The following is an 18,673-nucleotide window of genomic DNA, read 5'->3' on the forward strand; positions in this document are numbered from 1 at the left end:
ACGTTGCGTGCCAGGCCCGGGCGCGTCGGGTCGTCCCACGCTGGCACGGCGATTTGCGAAGCAGCGCCGAGTCGGTACCGTCGGGCCTGCCGGGACGCCGTCGGGCAGGAGGTACGCGAGTGCGGCAGCGGTCGACCGTTTTCGCCGCTCTGACCACGACGATCGCCATCGGTCTCGCCGGGTGCGGGCAGCCTTCCGCGGTGCCGGAGCCACCACGCGACCAAGATCTTCCGGCGGCGACCGTTGTTCCCCCGGCCGATCCCGCGGCGAGCTGGGCGGCCGGCTACTGCGACGCCGTGACGCACCTGGTCCGCGCCCTCTCCGAGCTGCCCGCCGTCGATCCCAGCACGCCGCAGAAGGCGTCCCGGACGTCCAGCGACCTTCTTTCCTCGGTGGTCGGTGGGCTCGACCAGAGCCTGGCCGGGCTGAACGCGCTCGGTGCACCGCCGATGCCGTCGGCGGACAGCGGGCGCAAGGACGTCATCGGGCAGTTCACCGAAATCCGCGCGGAGGCCGAGAGTGCGCGACGCCGCATCGAGGCGGCCCGCGGGAACGCCTCGGCGACGAAGGCGGCCCTCGGCCAGGCCGGGGCGACGCTCGACCGCATCGACGCGCTCGACTACCTCAAGGGCCTCAAGGACGTCCCCGCCCTGGCCGCGGCGGAGCAGCGCGCTCCGGCCTGCCGCCGGCTGGATCAGCCTGCCGGCTGAAGATCCTCGCGAGACCTGCCACTAGTCGAACTTGTGTTCTATTATGGCGCGGTGGATCGGACGATCTCGCTCTTCTCCGCCGAGGCCAGCGGGCCGGGCCTGGGCGACCTGGCCGGCCTGTTGTGCTGCCACGGCCAGATCACCGGCTTCGGGCGCACCGCCGCCCGGCTGTCGGTGGTCGTCGAAGAGCCGTGGCGGGCCCACGTCCTGGCCGGCGAGTTCCGCTGCCGCGGCGCGGACGCCCAGGTCTCGAAGGCCGACTGCGGCCGTCCGCAGGTCCGCACGTCGTTCCGGGTCGACCTGCTGCCGCTGGCGCTGCGGTGGCTGCGTGAGGGCTGCGCGGGGCCGGTCGAGGACGACTCGGGCAAGGCGGTGCCGGCCGGGTTCCGGCTGAGTGGCGCGATGCTGCGGATGTGGGCGCTGGCCGGCGGCCGTCCCGGAACGCAGGGCTACCTGCTGGGCGTCGACCCGCTCGCCCCCGGCATGCATGAGCGGCTCGTCGAAGCGCTGACGCCGTTGGGCGTCACGGCGAAGCTGGCCGGCCCGAAGGCCGAGGTGCCGGCCGTCAAGGTCACCGGGAAACGCCGGCTGGATGCGCTGCTGGAGCTGATCGGGGAGCCGCCGCCCGGCGCCGAAGCGGCGTGGCCGGGCGCGGCCCCGCAACCGGTCCCACACCCGGAGGCCGTGACGAGCACGGCCTGACCGGGTGCGGGCGCCGCGTCAGGGCCGGGGCAGCGTGCAGCCGGCCTGGGTGAGCGCGATTTCGTTGGCGGCGGTGAGGCAGGCCGGGATGCCGTACGTCTCCTGGCCGTAGTTGATGCCTTCGCGGACGGTGACGTTGCCGGCCTGGTCGACCTCGCACGGGTTGTTGTCCGTGCAGCGCTGGCCGTCCTCGTTGCCGGTGTTGTTCACGCCGACGACCTTGCCGCCGGAGATGATCGGCGAACCGGAGGTGCCGCCGATGGTCTGGCAGGCGGGCGTGTAGCGGATCGAGTCCTTCCAGGTCCAGCTGCCCTCCTTCAGCCGGTAGACGAAACCGTCGACGTTGCAGGAGTAGATGCGCTTCCAGTAGCCCGAGACGACGTCGATCGCGGCACCGGCCGACGGGTGGGCGTTCGACAGTTCCAACGGCGAGATCCCGTAGCTCGCCTTGATCTGCGCGTAGGTGGTGGTGAGCTGGTAGAGCGACACGTCGGTGTCGGTCATCGTGCCGTAGACGATCTTCTTGGCCCGGAGTGTGGCCTTGTTGCTGCCGCTGGCCGTGAGCAGCGTGAACGTCCGGCTGGAGGTGCGGTTGGTGATCACCTGCCCCGGCGCCGGGAAACCGGTTTCGAGGCAGTGTCCGTTGGACATGACGAGCGCGGGCGCCGTGTCGGGCGTCGCGGCCGGCTTGACCACCGACCCCGAGCAGTTGGACAGGGCCACGGTGCCGGCGAAGTTCGCTGCGGCCGCGTTCGCCGGAGTGGCCAGTAATACTGTGGCGGTCGCGGCGGTGAACAGGGCGCCGAGCAGGCGTCGGGTCATGGCGGGTCCTTTCGGCTGGACGGGGAAACCAGTGAAGCGTTGACATCCCGCGCCCACCACCGTCGAACGGAGGGTATCCGGACGGTCACGCGCTAGGCTGCGCGGGACGTGGCCGAAATCACGTGGCAGGTACGTTGGGGAAACATCGCCGAGGTCAGCGGCGATGCGCTGGGCACAGGACCGGCGGCGTGTTGGGCCACCTCCGCGCCGTCCGGCCGGGAACAGCGTGCACACTGGCAGGTCGAGACACGGCCCTGGCAGGGACGTGGTGCAGTCCCGCGGCGGCGGGGCGAGATGAGCGGAGAGCAGGACAGCGTGGCAGGAGCACCGACCAAGAAGAACGGAGCCTCGGCGGGCAACGGCGCCGGGCACCGGCGGCTGGTCATCGTCGAGTCGCCGACGAAGGCCCGCAAGATCGCGCCCTACCTCGGCGGCGGTTACGTCGTCGAGTCCTCCGTCGGGCACATCCGCGACCTGCCGCGTGGTGCCGCCGACGTGCCCGCCCAGTACAAGGGCGAGGCCTGGGCGCGGCTCGGCGTCGACGTCGACAACGGCTTCAAGGCCCTCTACGTGGTCACCCCGGACAAGAAGTCCAAGGTCACCGAGCTCAAGAGCCTGCTGAAGGACGTCGACGAGCTCTACCTCGCCACGGACCCCGACCGCGAGGGCGAGGCCATCGCGTGGCACCTCCTCGAGACGCTGAAGCCGAAGGTCCCGGTCCGCCGGATGGTCTTCCACGAGGTCACCGAGCAGGCCATCCGCGCGGCCGCCGACTCGACCCGCGAGCTCGACGCCGACCTCGTCGACGCCCAGGAGACCCGCCGCATCCTCGACCGCCTCTACGGCTACGAGGTCTCGCCGGTGCTCTGGAAGAAGGTCATGCCGAAGCTCTCGGCGGGCCGCGTGCAGTCGGTGGCGACCCGGATCGTGGTCGAGCGCGAACGCGAGCGGATGCGCTTCACCTCGGCGTCGTACTGGGACGTCTCCGCCACGATGGACGCCGGTGAGGAGGCTTCGCCGCGCAACTTCTCGGCCCGCTTGGTGGCCGTCGACGGCGCTCGTCTCGCCACGGGCCGTGACTTCGGCTCGGACGGGCAGCTCAAGGCGTCGAACAACGAGATCCGCGTGCTGGCGGAAGCCGACGCGCGGCGTCTCGCCGAGGGGCTCAAGCAGCGTGACTTCAAGGTCGCGAGCGTCGAAGAGAAGCCGTACACGCGGAAGCCGTACGCGCCGTTCATGACGTCGACGCTGCAGCAGGAGGCGGGCCGCAAGATGCGGTTCACCTCGGAGCGCACCATGCGGATCGCGCAGAAGCTGTACGAAAACGGCTACATCACTTATATGCGTACCGACTCCACGACGCTGTCGGAGTCGGCGATCTCGGCCGCGCGCAGCCAGGCCACGCAGCTGTACGGCAAGGAGTACGTCTCGCCGACGCCGCGCCAGTACACGCGCAAGGTGAAGAACGCGCAGGAGGCCCACGAGGCGATCCGGCCGTCGGGCGAGGTCTTCCGCACGCCGGGCCAGGTCGCGAGCGAGCTGGACACCGACGAGTACCGCCTCTACGAGATGATCTGGCAGCGCACGATCGCGTCGCAGATGGCGGACGCCAAGGGCACCACGATGTCCGTGCGCATCGTCGGCAACGCGACTTCGGGCGAGGAATGCACCTTCGCCGCTTCGGGCCGCACGATCACCTTCGCGGGCTTCCTCAAGGCGTACGTCGAGGCGGTCGACACCGAGACCGGTGGCGAGGCCGACGACAAGCAGAGCCGCCTGCCGGTGCTGCAGAAGGACCAGGCCCTCACCGCTTCGGACCTGAACCCGGACGGGCACACGACGTCGCCGCCGGCGCGGTACTCCGAGCCGAGCCTGGTCAGCAAGCTGGAAGAGCTGGGCATCGGCCGCCCGTCGACGTACGCGTCGATCATCAAGACCATCCAGGACCGCGGCTACGTGTGGAAGAAGGGTTCCGCGCTCGTTCCCTCGTGGGTCGCGTTCGCCGTGATCGGCCTGCTGGAGCGGCACTTCGAGCGGCTGGTCGACTACGACTTCACCGCCGGCATGGAAGACGAGCTCGACCGCATCGCCTCCGGTGACGAGCAGCGCGCGCAGTGGCTGTCGAAGTTCTACTTCGGCGGTGACATGGGCGTCGACGGCTCGATCGGCCGGCTGGGCGGCCTGAAGAAGCTGGTCGAAGGCAGTGTCGAGGACATCGACGCGCGGGAGATCAACTCGATCCCGCTGTTCAGCGACGCCGACGGGCACACCGTCGTCGTCCGCGTCGGGCGCTACGGGCCCTACCTGGAGCGCGAGGTCGACGGGAACTCGCAGCGCGCGAACCTGCCTGAGGACCTGCCGCCGGACGAGCTCTCGCAGGAGATCGCGGAGAAGCTGTTCGCGACCCCGCAGGAGGGCCGCACGCTGGGCACGGACCCGGTGAGTGGGCACGACATCGTCGCGAAGGAAGGCCGGTTCGGGCCGTACGTGACCGAGGTGCTGCCGGAGATCGAGATCCCCGAGGACGCGACGCCGGCGCAGAAGAAGGCCGCCAAGGCGAAGGCGCCGAAGCCGCGCACGGGCTCGCTGTTCAAGTCGATGGACATCGAGACGATCACGCTCGAGGACGCGCTGAAGCTGCTTTCGCTGCCGCGCGTCGTCGGCAAGGACCCGGAGTCCGGTGACGAGATCACGGCGCAGAACGGGCGCTACGGGCCGTACCTGAAGAAGGGCACGGACTCGCGCTCGCTCTCGACCGAGGACCAGCTCTTCTCGATCACGGTCGAAGAGGCGCTGAAGATCTACGCCGAGCCGAAGCAGCGCGGGCGGTCGGCCACGGCGAAGCCGCCGCTCAAGGAGCTCGGCGAGGACCCGGTGTCGAAGAAGCCGATGGTCGTCAAGGAAGGCCGCTTCGGCCCGTACGTGACCGACGGCGAGTACAACGCGACGCTGCGGAAGGGCGACGAAATCGAGTCGCTGACCGCGGAGCGGGCGGCCGAGCTGCTGGCGGAGAAGCGGGCGAAGGGTCCGGCGCCGAAGCGGAAGGCGCCGGCGCGCAAGCCGGCGTCGACGACGGCGAAGACGGTCAAGGCGGGTACGACCAAGAAGGCCGCTGCCGCGAAGTCGACGACGGCCAAGCGCTCGACCGCGACGAAGGCCAAGTAAGTCCAGCTCGAAGGCCTCCCCGCCCGCTGGGTGGGAGGCCTTCGTTGTCACACCTTCGAGTGACACCTCGAACGGATGTTCGGGAAATTGTCGGTGGTGCCGGGTTTCATGAACGCGTGACCAGAACACCACGCACCGTGCACACGGTGACCGCCAAGATCCTGAAGCCGGTCCGCGCGGCGGCCGGCGGTAGCTCCACCGCCCTCGACCTGATGGCGTCGCTGCCCGACTTCCCGGGAAGTGGCGGCGTCTGCGGCGTCGCCGTCGCGATGTACGACGAGCCGTGGACGTCGGCGTTCTTCGACGACCGGGCCACCTTCGGCATCGCCGGGGACGGGCTGCGCCTGTCCGGGCCTTCGCCCGGCGGTGTCGCCGAGTTGCTCCGGCTGGCGTTGACCCGCCTGCCGCCGCTGTCGCCGGCGCCGGGCGAAGGGCTGTACCTCGATGCCGACGAGCGCGGCGTGCTCGAGCCCGAGCAGGAATGTCTCGCCCTCGGCCTGATGGACGACCTGCGGCTGACCCGGCGCGGCACCGTCCAGCTCGACATCGCCTGCGACGGCTCGCCGTCGCGGTGGGAGATGCTGGCGTTCGTCGACGACGACCGCGGCCGGCACCTGGCGGCCCTGAGCAGACCGCGGGGCGGCCACCGCCGGCTCTGGTGGCTGCCCGGGACCGTGGAGCGGCTCGCGGAGTTCGTCGAAGGGCGGGTGCCGGAAGATGCCTGAGCCGTTCGCCGACCGCTCGCCGAACAACTTCACCCACTCGAACACATGTGCGAGAAATTGTCGGTGCCAGGGTGTTCAATCAGGGGGTGAGCAACGCAGTCGCCGTCTTCGACGTCATCGACGAGGTCATCGCTCCGCTGTCGGCCGAAGTGCCGGAGCGGCCCTCGGTGATGGAGTTCTACGACCCCGAGTTCGAGATCCCTTCGGTCCTGGCGGACACCGGACCGCTGCCGGGCCGTCGCTCCTCGCCCGCGTTGAGCCTCGCGGACGAGGTGGAGCAGTACACGCGGTTCGTCGCCGGGATGGCCGCGATCGGCCTCGCGCCGGATGGCGAGGTCACCGCGGAAGCCGTCGGGCTGTACCGGGCGCTGCGCGGTGGCTTCATCCGCGGTGTCGTCACGGGGGTGTTCCCGGCCCGGGCCAAGCCGTGGGAAGTGCGGTTCTTCGGCGACGAGGACTACACCACGGTCCTGCACAAGCTGGGCAATCGCGCGCGGCTGCGGTCGGGCTTCCTCAGCGAGCTGCCGGGCTGGGTGTTCGACGGGCTGCCCGACCGGCCGCCGGGGCCGGGCAAGCACCTGCGCATCGAGACCGACGAGCGCGGGCTGATCCCGCGCCGGTGCGAGCCGGCGGTCGAGCTGATCCGGGCGTGCGCGGCCCGGCCGCGGCTGGGCACGGTGCTGGTCGACCTCGCGGTGCGCAACGCGATCCTGGCCGAGTACCCGCACGGCGCGTTCGGGCTGGTGGACAACGACCTCGGCCGGTACCAGTTCAGCGCCGCGGTGGCCCGGACCGGGCGCTGGACGGTCACCTGGGGTCCGGCCTCGCGGAGCACGGCCGAGCAGTGGATCGTCGAGGCGGTGCAGAGCCATGCCTGAGCGGGCGGTGCGGACGACGGCCGGAGAGGGCGTGGACAGGGTGGTCGCGGCGGCCTCGAAGGACCTGACGGTGCGCGAGGCGATCCTCGCGGCGGCCGAGCTCAACAACGGCGTCCCGGAGCAGCGGCAGGCGGCCACGCCACCGGTGGGCTCGGACGAGAGGCGGCGACATGGCTGAGCGCACGGCGGCCCGGGAGCTGCTCGAGCTGGCCGCGGGGCCGGTGCTGGCGGCGATGCCGGACCGCGAGCCGGTCGACCGGCTGTACAACCCGGACGTCAGCGACCACGACATCCTCGTCCACGGCCCGGTATCGGACGACCCGGCGGACCTGGTGGCCGAGGTGGAGCGCCACGTGGCGTGGGCCGCCTGGATCGACGGCACACCGTTCGGCGAAAACGGCGAGCTGAACGAAATCGGCTTCGAGGCGGTCTCGTTGATGCTGCGCGGTTCGGTTCGCGCGGCACTGTGCGGCGTGTTCGACGGCGAACCGGAGACGGCGGACATCCGCTGCTACGCCGACGGCGAGCGCGCGTTCATGATGGGCTCGCTGCCCGGCCGCACGGCGATCCACCTGGCCGACTTCGAGGAGCTGCCGGAGATGCTGGTGGCGGAGCTGCCGGAGGTCCCGTTCGGCGATTCGGCGAGCGCGATCTGGATCTCGGTGGGCGACGACGGCCTGGTCCACGACGGCCAGGACGACGACGTCGGAGCAATGCGCGAGCTGCTGGCCCGCCCGCGGTCCGGAACGGCGGTCCTGGACATGCTGGCCTTCGGCGGCCTGTGCGCAGAGTTCCCGGACCACGGGTTCGTCCTGGTCGACACGGACCTGGGCCGCTTCGCCCTGGCGGCGTTGGATCGAGGAGAGGGCCGCCACCAGCTGGTCCTGAGCCCGTTCAGCCGCGGCATGCTCCGCGACTGGTGCCGCAAGATGATCGACCTCGGACAGGAGGAGGTGCCCTGAGCGGAAGCGCCGGAGCCTGCCGCGCCCGAACCGGCCTTGGCCAAGCCCAGTCGTCGAGTGTGACCCGTTTCACCACGATCTGTCACCATCAGCGGTCGACCCGGTGACCATCGGACTGGAGACTGCAGGAGGTTCGGGTGCGGGCTTGCGCTGCGTAACCGACCATCCTTTGGAGACAGAGCCATTGGGCGGATGCGTTATCCGCCAGCGTCGCTACCCTGGAAAGGCGAGGACATTCAGTAGTGAGGTGGTCACCATGAGCGCGAACGGTGAGGCTCCCTTCTTCTATGCCCCCGAGCTCACTCAGCGCGACGGAACTCTGCCCGAAGCACCCGGCGAGATGTTCGCGGATCCGGTCTCCGGGCTGGTCACCGCGTCGCCTGAGCCACGCACCGCGATTCCGAATGGCCACGAGCCGGCTGCCATCCAGGTGGCCGGGCCGGTGAAGCCCGATGAAGAAGTCGTGCGCCGGATGGTCGAGGAGACGCTCCGCGAGGAACAGGAAGCCGGTGTGAGAGCCCCGGACGCCATCCCGCCGGCGGGCACCTTGGGAGCGGACCAGCCGTTGGGCCTGCTTCCCCGGCAGCGGAACCGGCGGCGTACCTGGCCGACCCGGCCGCCGCAGCTGATGCGGCCCGTCCGGCAGGTTCCGCTCGCCGACGAGGACGTCGACGACGTCGATCTCGTGCCCGTCAAGCGGCGCAGGCTGCCGCGGATGCCGGCGGTGTCGATGCCGGCGATCAACCGGCCGTCGTCGAGTGCTGCGGGGGTCATGCTCGCCGTCGCCCTGCTGATCGTGTTCGGTTTCGTCGCCATCGAGATGGTGTCGAGCCTGGTCAGCAGTGTGACCGGACTGTTCGACTAGCGTCCCTTCGCCGATTACCACCCGCCAGGCACCACGGGGCCGTCCCGCGCGCCAGAGGCCGATCGGGCTACCCTGGCTTCACGGTCGGACCCCTCTCGAGGGCGTCCGGCACCGCGGTGACTAGTGGGGTGGGCGTATCAGCGAGGGCGTGCGGTCGGTACCCGGGGCCGGCCCGGGTGCGTCGTCGGACGCCGAGGCGTCCACGATCAACCGGGTCCGGCGGGTACTGGCGATCAAACCTTTCCGGCGGCTCTGGGGCGTCACATACCTGTGCAGCGTGGCCGACTGGCTGAACATCCTCGCCCTCACGGGCCTGGCCACGAAGCTGACGAACAACTACTTCGCCCAGAACTTCGCGTTCGTCGGCGTGGTGCTCACCGGCCTGGCGCCGGGGCTGCTGTTCGCCCCGATCGGCGGGCTGCTCGCGGACCGGTTCGATCGCCGCAAGGTGATGGTGGTCGCCGACCTGCTGCGGTGCGGGTTCCTGCTGTCCATCGCGATCGTCAGCGCGCCGTGGTGGCTGCTCGCCGGGAACTTCCTCGTCGGCTGCGCGTCGAGCATGTGGATCCCCTCGAAAGAGGCGGCGGTCCCGAACTTGCTCCGCCGTCCCGACCAGGTCGAGACGGCCAACCAGCTCGGCATGGTGATGACCTACGGCCTCGCGGTCATCACCGCGGCCGGCGCGAACGCGATCATCACCAGCACCGACACGACCTTCCACCTGTTCGGGGACAACGCGGCCCTCAGCATCGCGAAGCTGGTCGTCGTCATCACCGGCCTGCTCTACCTGGCCAGCGCGATCACCATCGCCACCCGGATCCCCGAGCTTTCGCTGCGCAACGTCCACGCGCTGCCGGAGCAGAAGGTCAAGCCGGCCGACGAGGAGAAGTTCGGCATCGGCCAGATGATCGCCGACGGCTTCCGGTTCATCCGGACCACGCCGCTCGTGCGCGGCCTGCTTGTCGGGGCCTTCGGCGCGTTCGCCGCAGGTGGCGCCGTGATCGGCTCGGCGAAGCCGTACTCCTCGAGCCTGGGGGCCGGCGACTCGGCGTTCAACCTGCTGGTGCTGACCGTCTTCCTCGGCCTGGCCACCGGGATGGCCACCGCACCGAAGCTCGCCAGGCGGCTCGCACACGACCGCCTGTTCGGCATCTCCATCGTCGCCGCCGCGCTCTCGCTGCTGCTGGTGGCCTTGGCGCCACACCTGACGGTCGCGCTGATCGGCGTGTTCTTCGTCGGGATCTGGGCCGGGACGGCGTTCCTCACCGGCGTCACGATCATCGGCTCGCGCGTCGAAGACGACATCCGCGGGCGGATCAACGCGATCTACCAGCTGATGATGAAGCTGGTGCTCTTCGGTACCACGGTCACCGTGCCGCTGCTGGTCGGGCTGGCGTCCAAGCGCGATATCACGGTCTGGGGCAACGAGATCCAAATCGACGGCACCCGCCCGGTGATGCTCGGCGGCGCCGCCATCGCGCTGGTCGCCGGGCTCTTCGCCTACCGGCAGATGGACGACAAGCGCACCGAGCCGATCCTCGCCGACCTGCGCAATGCGCTGCGCCGCACGCCGCGGCGCGTCAACGGCTTCCTCATCGCCGTCGAGGGCACCACCGCGATCAACACCGCGATCCAGGCCGTCAACCTCGCCGACTGGATGCGCGGCGGCACCCGCCCGGTTGTCGTCGCCGCCGACCCGGCGCTCGATGACCGGCGCCTCGCCGCGCTCGTCTCCGGCGCCTCGCTCACCGGGGCGCGGGCCCAGGCACTGGCCGCTGCCGCGGTCCGGGCCGACATCGTCGAGCGGCACGTCCAGCCGGCGCTCGACGCCGGTTCGGTGGTCGTGATGGAACGGTTCGTCGACTCGCCGCTGGCGCACCTGTCCGCCGTCGCCGGGCTGGACAGCGACGAGCTCGAAAGCCTCGCCGACTGGGCGACCGGGCGCCTGCGCCCGGACCTGACCATCCTGCTGGACGCCGCCCCCGACGGGCCGCCGCGCGACAGGTCGACCGCGATGAACGACCAGTGGCGCGTCCAGGCCCTGCTCACCGAGATGGCCGAGGCGGACCCGGACCGGTACGTCGTGGTCGACGCCGACGGCACGGACGCCGAGGTCGCCGAGCGCATCCGCACCGCGCTGCGCGCCGTGTTCGTCGGCCGGCTGGCCGCGCTGGCGCCGACGCCGGAGAAGCCGGTGACGCTCCCGCTGGAAACCCTGCCCATCGAGACCTCGGAAGAGCCTCGCGTGGAGGCGAAGTGACGACGACCGAACGCATCGGCGTCTGGAACCAGCTGGTCGGCCAGGAGCCCGCGGTCGAAACGCTGAGCTCGGCCGCGTCCGCTGCCGCCAAGATCGTCGCCGGCGAACCGGCGCCGCCCGGCGCGATGACGCACGCCTGGCTGCTCACCGGCCCACCCGGCTCCGGCCGCTCGGTGGCCGCCCGGACCTTCGCCGCGGCCTTGCAGTGCAGCACCGGCACCGGCTGCGACGCCTGCCCGGGCTGTCACACGACGATGGCGGGCACCCACGCGGACGTCCGGCTCGTGGTGCCGGAAGGCCTGTCGATCTCGGTCGCCGAGATGCGCGCGCTGGTGCAGGCCGCCGCGCGGCGCCCGACGACCGGCAAGTGGCAGGTCGTGATCATCGAGGACGCGGACAGGCTCACCGAAGGCGCGTCGAACGCGCTGCTGAAAGCCGTCGAGGAGCCGCCGGACCGCACGGTGTTCCTGCTCTGCGCGCCGTCGGACCACCCCGAGGACGTCTCGGTGACGATCCGTTCGCGCTGTCGCCTGGTGACGCTCCGGACGCCGCCGCCGGAGGCGATCGCGAACGTCCTGATGCGCCGCGACCACGTCGACGCCGAACGCGCGCAGTGGGCCGCGTCCGTGTGCGGCGGCCACGTCGGCCGCGCGCGCCGGCTCGCCACCGACGAGGCCGCGCGGCAGCGCCGGGCCACCGTGCTGCGGATCCCGCTCGGCCTCCGCCGGATGAGCGACATCTTCACCTGCGCCGACCAGCTGATCAGCGCGGCCGAGGCGGACGCGGGCGAGGCCAGCAAGACCCGCGACGAAGACGAGCGCAACGAGCTGCGGACGGCGATGGGCGGCGACGGCGTCGGCAAGGGCGTTGCCGGCGCCAAGCGAGCCGCCGAAGCCGCGGTCAAGCAACTGGAGAAGAAGCAGAAGTCCCGGGCGACCCGCACGCAGCGCGACACGCTCGACCTCGCGCTGGTCGACCTCGTCGGCTTCTACCGCGACGTCCTGGTGATGGGGACCCGCTCCGGCGCGACGCTCAACCACCCGGACCACGCCGACCAGATCCGCGAGGCGGCCTCGTCGTGGACGCCGGAGTCGACGCTTCGGCGCCTCGAAGCGGTGCTGGAATGCCGCGAGGCGATCGAGCTGAACGTGAAGCCGCGCATCGCCGTCGAAGCGATGGTCACGACGCTTCGCCAGGGCTGAAACGCTGAACGCAAAGGAACCCGCCAGGCGCACCTGGCGGGTTCCTTCACGCCCCTCGGGTCATTCGCGCGGCCGCGGCGACGGCTTGAACGGCTTCTCCTCGACGGCCACGGCCAGCGGGCGCCGCCGTCCGCCCGGCATCGCGGCCACCATGACCACCCCGATCAGCAGCATCGCGGTGCCCGTCCAGAACAGCGGCACCGTGTCGTACGCGCCACCGGTGTAGGCCAGGTTCTTCACCGGCCCCTTCGGCGCCTCACCACCCGCGGGCGGCGGCGTCGACGTGGTCCCGCAGACCACGCCGCCGGTCGGCGCGTACGCCCGGGCGATCTGCTCGCCGAGCGACAGCTGCGCCAGCGACGACGGCAGGTTCTTCGCCTGGTCGTCCGGAAGCAGGCTCTTGAGCTTGGTGGTCGGAAGCAACTGCAGGTCGAACATCCGCGCCGACGCACCCAGCTGGAAGCCCGCGAACGGCGTGGTCATGTTCGCCGACTTCTGGTCGAGCCCGGCGATGCTCAGCCGCAGCACCCCGAGGTCGAGCACGGTGCCCGCGGTGGTCCCGACCTGCTGAACCTGACCGGCCGCCGTCGCCAGCAGGCCGCCGACGACCGGGATGTCCTTGACCGCGCCGAACTGGTCGCTCAGCGGCTTCAGCGGCAGCCCGATCGGGATGTCCTTGGTCGGGTGCGTGGCATCCAGCGTGTAGAGCGTCTTCCCGCCCGCCGCGATGGTCAGCACCGGCGCGGTGTACTCGACTTTGGACGTCTTCGCGTCGCCGGTGGAGGTCACCTTGAGCGTCGGCTGGCTGACCACCTTGACGCTCAGCGCGAGCGGCGTGCCCTTGAGGATCTCGATGTCCGCGGCCTGCAGTGTCGACGTCGACTGCACGGCCTTGTTCTTCGACCCCGGGATGTCGACCAGCTTCACCTGCGACCGCGACGACAGCGTGTTCGGCAGGCTCAGCAGCGAGCCGTTGCCGTCCGCGGCGGTCTGCCCACCGCCCTGCAGCAGACCACCGAGACTCTGCAGGCCCTTGGTCAGGTCGAACCCGCTCGCCAACGAGTTCGGGTCGAGCTTCGGCTTCAGCGCGTCCAGCCCGAGGTTCGGCATCGACGGCACGACGTTCAGCAGCGACAGGCTGGCCACCGACGTGCTGGCGTCGGCGATGGTGTCGACGCACGGCCCGAGCGTCTGGCTCCATCGCGCGTGCGCGCTCCCGTTGAGCAGACCCACGTTGAGCAGCGGATTCGACGGCGCGTTGAGGCCCCCGCTGATCGGCTGCGGGTTGTCCGGCAACGCGGTCTGCACGACGCTGCCCGGCGTCTGCGGCGCATTCCCGCCCACCGACAACCCGAACGGCGACGCCTGCGCGATGGCCTTCTCGTAGTTCAGGTAGGCGTCGGAGTTCGCCGACGCACTGGACAGGCCCATCCCGGCCTCAAGGGCGGACTGCTTCGGCAGCGTCTCCCCGAACCCCGGCAGGATCGTGCTCGTCGGCACGGCATTGGGCAGCAACCGGACGATCCCGAGCGCGGTCCCGGCATCCCCGACGGCCTGCCCCAGCGGCTGCGGCCCGATCGGCGCGGAGATCGGCGCCTGCCCCGGATTCGCCGGCTGCGGAATCGGCGTCGTCGGATAGGTCGAATCGGCATTCGCCGGCGCCGCGCTGAGCAGGACCAACGCCGCGACCGCCGGCAGGGCCGCCGAACGGGGCAGTCTTCGCCGCATGTGCCAGAGCCTCCAGAGTGGGTCAGCCGGGGAGTGAGACCGGCGTCATAGGGCCTTAACGACGGTCCCCCGGGAAAGTGACGCGCACAGCTTCCGCTACACTTGCTACCGTCGCCAGCGGAAGCAGACGACATGCCGCCTTAGCTCAGTCGGCCAGAGCGATTCACTCGTAATGAATAGGTCAGGGGTTCGATTCCCCTAGGCGGCTCAGCAGATCAGGCCCCATCCGAAGATCTTCGGATGGGGCCTGATTCATTCCGTGGGTGACTAAGCGGGTGACCGTTCGGCGAGCAGCTCCAGCCCGCCCGGGCCGAGGCGCAGCACCGACGGGACCAGTTCCGTTGTCTCGTACGGCGAAGCGAGGACCTGCTCCCGGACCGTGTCCGCCAACCCGGAGTCCTCCCTGGCGACGTACATCTCGTCCGGGCACGGCAGGCCGACCAGCAGATCACCCGGGCCGAACTGCTGCGACAGCTGGGCGTACAGGTCGGGCAGGGCGAGCGCGGACGCCGCCAGCAGGTTCTCCCTGGCCACCGACACCAGTACGTCCTCGCCCGAGCTGCGGACCTCGAACTTCAGTCCGCGGGCCAGGCTCTGGTATCCGACGGCGAAGAGGTCCTCGAGCGGGGGTGCGCCCATCTCCTCGTGCTGGTGCCGGGTGATGTGGTGCATTCCGATGGTGCCGCGCGGGGTGCGCCCGACCACCGCGAGCGCGACCGACAGCCGGCCGGGTACCAGGGGCTGGTGCGGCAGGGTGTCGAGCAAGCCGGCGCGCGGGGATGACGTGCTCCACAGCACCGGGAGCACCTCCTCGGCCTGCCGGGCTTCGTCGGCTTCGGCCATCGCCGAACGAGCTTCTGCGAATGCGCGATCCCACTCTCCGGGGGCCGGCCGCGCGAAACTGTAGGTGCATTCCGCCTTGCGGAAGTGTTTGGCCATGAACTTCTGGTCGGCCGCGGACGGCTGCCATTCGCTGTACACCGCCGCCACCGCGAAGGCGCGTACCTTGTGCTGCTGGCGGACGCTCTCCCACGCCTGTTCGACCGCGTCCTCGGCCTGGGTGGGCGCGCTGGCCAGCACCGGCTCGTCGAAGCCCTTGAGGCGGAAGACCACGAGGTTCTGGGACACGTCGTCGTTCACCGGAACTTCCCCCAAGGCCGCATACCGCCTGTCTATCACAACCGCCGCCTCTCCGGCCGACGATCGAAAACCACCCGTACGGGGATGGCGAAGGGCCCCCGACGCCGCGGCAGGGGCCCTTCGGACGAGCTCGGGTTACTTCGGCGGGGTCACCTTCACCACCGTGGCCTTGGCGTCGCCTCGGGGCGTGCGATAGGTGATCTCGTCGCCCGCCTTGGCGCCGACCAGGGCCAGGCCCAGGGGGCTGTCCGAGGTGATCGCGTCCGCGTCCTCGCCCGGGACCGTCACCACCTGGAACGTCTCTTCGTCCCCGTCGGAGAAGCGCAGGGTGACCACCGTGCCGTCCGGGAGCTGGCTGTTGCCGTAGCCCCCGTGCTCCATCTTCGCGGCCAGTTCGGCGATCTGGCGGTCCAGCCGGGCGGCGGACTCCGCCCGGTCGATCACGTCCGCCTGGTCCGCCGCGTCCCCGGTGCGTTCCTGCTCGCCGGGTTGCGGCGCGAGGGCTGCCCGCTGCGCGCGCAAGTTCTCGATTTCCTTCTCCAGCTGGCTGCGCGCAGCCGGGCTGAGCCCCTTGTCCCCTGAGATCACCATGCCGGGCATTGTCCGCTGCGCGGACCGGGGTGGCCAATCCGGTTTTTCACCCGAAAGCCGCCGACAGGACGTCTGCCCTAGGATTTTGGGTCCGGCCTCCAGGAAGAAGGTAACGAGAATCACCGTGAGCGCAGTCCCCGGCCGTAGCGAGCGGCTCTCGCCGAACCAGCTGGCCAAGCAGGAACAGATCGTCGAAGCCGCGCGTCTGGTCCTCGCCCGCGACGGGCTCGCCGGGTGCACCGTCCGGGCCATCGCCGACGCCGGCCCGCTCACCAAGAGCGCGATCCACTACTACTTCGCCGACATCGACGTCCTCATCGACCGGGCGATGGCCGCGCACATCACCGCCTTCGCCGCGGGCCTGCGCGAGGTCGCCGCGAAGCACGGCGACCCCCGCGAGCGGCTCTTCGCCGTCCTCGAGGAGTACCTGAGCGTCTTCGCCGCGAACCCGAACGCCGCCTTCCTCTGGTTCGAGTACTGGATCGCCGCCGGGCGCGCGCAGCACCCGCAGGCCATCGACGTCATGCTCACCTCGCTCACCGAACTGCTCGCCGAGCTCCTCGCCCCGCTCGACGTCGACGACCCCCGGGCCCGGGCCCGGGCGCTCCTGTCGTACCTGCTGGGCACGGTCGTCCAGCAGCGCGTGCGCCCGCGGCCGTTTGCCACGCTGCGTGCCGACATCGAGGCGCTCTGCTTTGCGAACTACGGGTAGAAACCGCCAATAGATCCGTACTGCTCCGGATTGTGCGCTACGTCCGGCTCCCGCCAAGGTCGAGGAATCCCCGAGAGCAGGAGACGTGATGCGCACACGAACGTGCATGGCAGCGGCCGCGGCCGCCCTCTTGGTGCTCACCACCGGCGGCCAGGCCGGTGCCGCCCAGCCCGACGGCCCGCAGGTTTACGAGGTGACCGGCGCCGCCACCGCCCAGGAGCGCACCGAGATCGCGCGGACCGGCGCGGACATCCTCGACGCCGACGGCGCGACGGCCACCGTCATCGCCAACCCCGGCGAAGCGGCCCAGCTGCGCGCGAAGGGCTTCGGCGTCAAGTCGCTCGGCAAGGTCGACCGGCCGCAGGGCACGGCGGCCGCCGCCGCGGACTTCCCGGCCGGCTACACCGGCTACCACACCTACGCGGAGACGCAGACCGAGCTGCAGAAGGCCGTCGCGAACCACCCGTCGCTCACGAAGCTCGGCAGCGCCGGCAACTCGTACGAAGGCCGGGCCCTGTCGTTGATCAAAATCAGCGACAACGCCGCCACCGACGAGAACGAGCCCGAGGTCCTCTTCACCTGCAACCAGCACGCGCGCGAGCACCTCACCACCGAGATGTGCCTGCACATCGTCGACCGGCTGACCAGCGGGTACGCCACCAACAGCGCGATCAAGCGGCTGGTCGACAGCACCGAGATCTGGGTGATCCCCAGCGTCAACCCGGACGGCTCCGAGTACGACATCTCCGGCGGCACGTTCCACAGCTGGCGCAAGAACCGCCAGGGTCCCGGCACCGACCCCAACCGCAACTGGGGCTACAAGTGGGGCTGCTGCGGCGGCTCGTCGGGCACGACGTCGAGCGAGACCTACCGCGGCACGGCGGCGTTCTCCGCGCCCGAGACCCGCGCCGTCTCGAACTGGGTCAACTCGCGGGTCGTCGGCGGCACCCAGCAGATCAAGACGCACATCGACTTCCACACCTACTCCGAGCTGGTGCTGTGGCCGTTCGGCTACACCTACGCCGACACCGCGCCGGGCCTGACCGCGGCCGAGGCGCAGAAGTTCCAGACGCTCGGCAGGCAGATGGCCGCGACCAACGGCTACACGCCGCAGCAGTCCAGCGACCTCTACATCACCGACGGCAGCGTCAACGACTGGATGTGGGCGCAGCACAAGATCTGGAGCTTCACCTTCGAGATGTACCCGAAGGGCAGCAGCCCGGGCTTCTACCCGCGCGACACCCAGATCGGCCCGCAGACCACGCGCAACGACCAGGCCGTCGACATCCTGATCAACGCCGCGATCACCGGATAGGGCGCGCGGGCGCGGTCTAGGGTGCGGGCATGCCTCTGTTCTCGTTCGAAGGGCTCAGCCCGCAGGTCCACCCGGACGCCTGGATCGCGCCCACCGCCACGCTCATCGGCGACGTCGTCGTCGAGAAGGACGCCTCGGTCTGGTTCGGTGCGGTGATCCGGGCCGACTTCGGCCGGATCGTCATCCGCGAGGGCGCCAACATCCAGGACAACTCGGTGATCCACGTCAACGACGGCGTCTGCGAGGTGGGCAAGAACGTGACCGTGGGCCACCAGTGCCTGGTGCACGACTGCACGATCGGGGAGCAGGCGCTAATCGGCAACGGCTCGACGGTGCTCGACAAGGCGAAGATCGGCGCGCGGGCGCTGGTCGCGGCCGGGGCGACGGTTACGCCGGCGACGGAGGTACCGGACGAGGTGATCGCGATGGGCAGCCCGGCGAAGAAGTTCGTCCCGCTGACCGATTCCGCGCGGATGTGGGTCGAGCACAACGCGGCGATCTATCAGGAACTCGCGCGGCGGCACCGCGCCGGTACCAAGCCGGTTTGACTCTCCGGTAGCTGGAGACTCAAGAAAGCGTTGGGGGACAAGGGTTCTTCGTGCCCGGGGCACGAGGTCGCGGGCAAGATCACGGAGGCGCAGCTGCGCGGGATCGCCGAGCGCAAGCTGCCGGACCTCAACACCTCCGACGTCGAGGTGGCGATGCGCACGATCGCGGGCACGGCCCGGTCCATGGGGGTGGTGGTCGTGGGTCGAGTCCACCGGTGTCCGAGCGGAGTGGACTAGGCTCTTTCCCGCAGCAGCGACTGGCGCCATCGAGGTGGAGCACCACCGGGAAGCGACGACGAGGCCGGCACCGCGCGCCTGGGTGAAGGCCACTCCAGAGCCGGAGTACGC

Annotated in this window: 17 protein-coding genes, 1 tRNA gene and 1 pseudogene; 15 read left to right on the forward strand and 4 right to left on the reverse strand. The window is 70.5% G+C overall.

Annotated features, from left to right (window positions below; genetic code table 11):
• Positions 1-119 precede the first annotated feature (119 nt).
• Both ACLJQF_RS39165 and ACLJQF_RS39170 read left to right on the forward strand, forming a co-directional pair.
• Positions 120-710 (forward strand): hypothetical protein, encoded by a 591-nt coding sequence (locus ACLJQF_RS39165; RefSeq protein ID WP_410615337.1) that lies wholly within the window; start codon positions 120-122, stop codon positions 708-710.
• Positions 711-761: 51 nt separating this feature from the next.
• Positions 762-1,412, forward strand: a complete 651-nt coding sequence (locus ACLJQF_RS39170; protein WP_410615338.1) for a hypothetical protein — start codon at positions 762-764, stop codon at positions 1,410-1,412.
• Positions 1,413-1,430: 18 nt separating this feature from the next.
• Here the strand turns inward: ACLJQF_RS39170 and ACLJQF_RS39175 are convergent, their stop codons facing one another.
• A complete protein-coding gene (locus ACLJQF_RS39175) occupies positions 1,431-2,234 on the reverse strand; it encodes a serine protease (protein WP_410615339.1) in 804 nt (267 codons plus the stop codon).
• Between the two features lie 294 nt (positions 2,235-2,528).
• Between ACLJQF_RS39175 and topA the strand changes: the two genes are divergently transcribed.
• From topA to ACLJQF_RS39215, 8 genes are all read left to right on the forward strand, one after another.
• The gene (gene topA, locus ACLJQF_RS39180; RefSeq protein WP_410615340.1) at positions 2,529-5,399 is read left to right on the forward strand and encodes a type I DNA topoisomerase; all 2,871 of its coding nucleotides are present in this window, start codon (positions 2,529-2,531) and stop codon (positions 5,397-5,399) included.
• A 116-nt stretch (positions 5,400-5,515) separates the two neighbouring features.
• Positions 5,516-6,124, forward strand: coding sequence for a hypothetical protein (locus ACLJQF_RS39185; protein WP_410615341.1), 609 nt, complete (start codon positions 5,516-5,518; stop codon positions 6,122-6,124).
• A gap of 86 nt (positions 6,125-6,210) precedes the next feature.
• A complete protein-coding gene (locus tag ACLJQF_RS39190; protein WP_410615342.1) occupies positions 6,211-7,002 on the forward strand; it encodes an ESX secretion-associated protein EspG in 792 nt (263 codons plus the stop codon).
• A complete protein-coding gene (locus ACLJQF_RS39195; protein WP_410615343.1) occupies positions 6,995-7,180 on the forward strand; it encodes a hypothetical protein in 186 nt (61 codons plus the stop codon). The genes ACLJQF_RS39190 and ACLJQF_RS39195 overlap by 8 nt, the downstream gene beginning before the upstream one ends.
• Positions 7,173-7,964 carry a hypothetical protein gene (locus tag ACLJQF_RS39200; protein ID WP_410615344.1) on the forward strand — a complete coding sequence of 264 codons (792 nt, stop codon included), beginning with the start codon at positions 7,173-7,175 and terminating at the stop codon, positions 7,962-7,964. The genes ACLJQF_RS39195 and ACLJQF_RS39200 overlap by 8 nt, the downstream gene beginning before the upstream one ends.
• A 256-nt stretch (positions 7,965-8,220) precedes the next feature.
• Entirely contained in the window at positions 8,221-8,829 is a 609-nt protein-coding gene (locus ACLJQF_RS39205) for a hypothetical protein (RefSeq protein WP_410615345.1), read from the forward strand.
• A gap of 148 nt (positions 8,830-8,977) precedes the next feature.
• Positions 8,978-11,089, forward strand: a complete 2,112-nt coding sequence (locus ACLJQF_RS39210) for a bifunctional MFS transporter/dTMP kinase (protein WP_410615346.1) — start codon at positions 8,978-8,980, stop codon at positions 11,087-11,089.
• Positions 11,086-12,291 carry a DNA polymerase III subunit delta' gene (locus ACLJQF_RS39215; RefSeq protein ID WP_410615347.1) on the forward strand — a complete coding sequence of 402 codons (1,206 nt, stop codon included), beginning with the start codon at positions 11,086-11,088 and terminating at the stop codon, positions 12,289-12,291. The genes ACLJQF_RS39210 and ACLJQF_RS39215 overlap by 4 nt, the downstream gene beginning before the upstream one ends.
• Before the next feature lie 60 nt (positions 12,292-12,351).
• Here the strand turns inward: ACLJQF_RS39215 and ACLJQF_RS39220 are convergent, their stop codons facing one another.
• Positions 12,352-14,019, reverse strand: a complete 1,668-nt coding sequence (locus ACLJQF_RS39220) for a hypothetical protein (RefSeq protein WP_410615348.1) — start codon at positions 14,017-14,019, stop codon at positions 12,352-12,354.
• Positions 14,020-14,153: 134 nt separating this feature from the next.
• On the opposite strand from ACLJQF_RS39220, the gene ACLJQF_RS39225 reads away from it, so the two are divergent.
• A tRNA-Thr gene (locus ACLJQF_RS39225) sits at positions 14,154-14,227 on the forward strand.
• A 59-nt stretch (positions 14,228-14,286) separates the two neighbouring features.
• Here ACLJQF_RS39225 and ACLJQF_RS39230 read toward each other — a convergent pair.
• Together ACLJQF_RS39230 and ACLJQF_RS39235 are read right to left on the reverse strand one after the other, a co-directional pair.
• Entirely contained in the window at positions 14,287-15,159 is an 873-nt protein-coding gene (locus ACLJQF_RS39230; RefSeq protein WP_410615349.1) for a hypothetical protein, read from the reverse strand.
• A 135-nt stretch (positions 15,160-15,294) separates the two neighbouring features.
• The gene (locus ACLJQF_RS39235; RefSeq protein ID WP_410615350.1) at positions 15,295-15,750 is read right to left on the reverse strand and encodes a GreA/GreB family elongation factor; all 456 of its coding nucleotides are present in this window, start codon (positions 15,748-15,750) and stop codon (positions 15,295-15,297) included.
• Positions 15,751-15,874: 124 nt separating this feature from the next.
• On the opposite strand from ACLJQF_RS39235, the gene ACLJQF_RS39240 reads away from it, so the two are divergent.
• From ACLJQF_RS39240 to ACLJQF_RS39255, 4 genes and pseudogenes are all read left to right on the forward strand, one after another.
• Entirely contained in the window at positions 15,875-16,462 is a 588-nt protein-coding gene (locus ACLJQF_RS39240; protein WP_410615351.1) for a TetR/AcrR family transcriptional regulator, read from the forward strand.
• Positions 16,463-16,568: 106 nt separating this feature from the next.
• Positions 16,569-17,777, forward strand: coding sequence for a M14 family metallopeptidase (locus ACLJQF_RS39245; RefSeq protein WP_410615382.1), 1,209 nt, complete (start codon positions 16,569-16,571; stop codon positions 17,775-17,777).
• A gap of 29 nt (positions 17,778-17,806) precedes the next feature.
• A complete protein-coding gene (locus tag ACLJQF_RS39250) occupies positions 17,807-18,325 on the forward strand; it encodes a gamma carbonic anhydrase family protein (RefSeq protein WP_364278707.1) in 519 nt (172 codons plus the stop codon).
• A 9-nt stretch (positions 18,326-18,334) separates the two neighbouring features.
• Positions 18,335-18,562 (forward strand): annotated as a pseudogene (locus tag ACLJQF_RS39255) (hypothetical protein); the annotation flags it as partial.
• Between the last annotated feature and the right edge of the window lie 111 nt (positions 18,563-18,673).

The organism is Amycolatopsis sp. lyj-109, assembly GCF_046548995.1.
Classification (GTDB): domain Bacteria; phylum Actinomycetota; class Actinomycetes; order Mycobacteriales; family Pseudonocardiaceae; genus Amycolatopsis.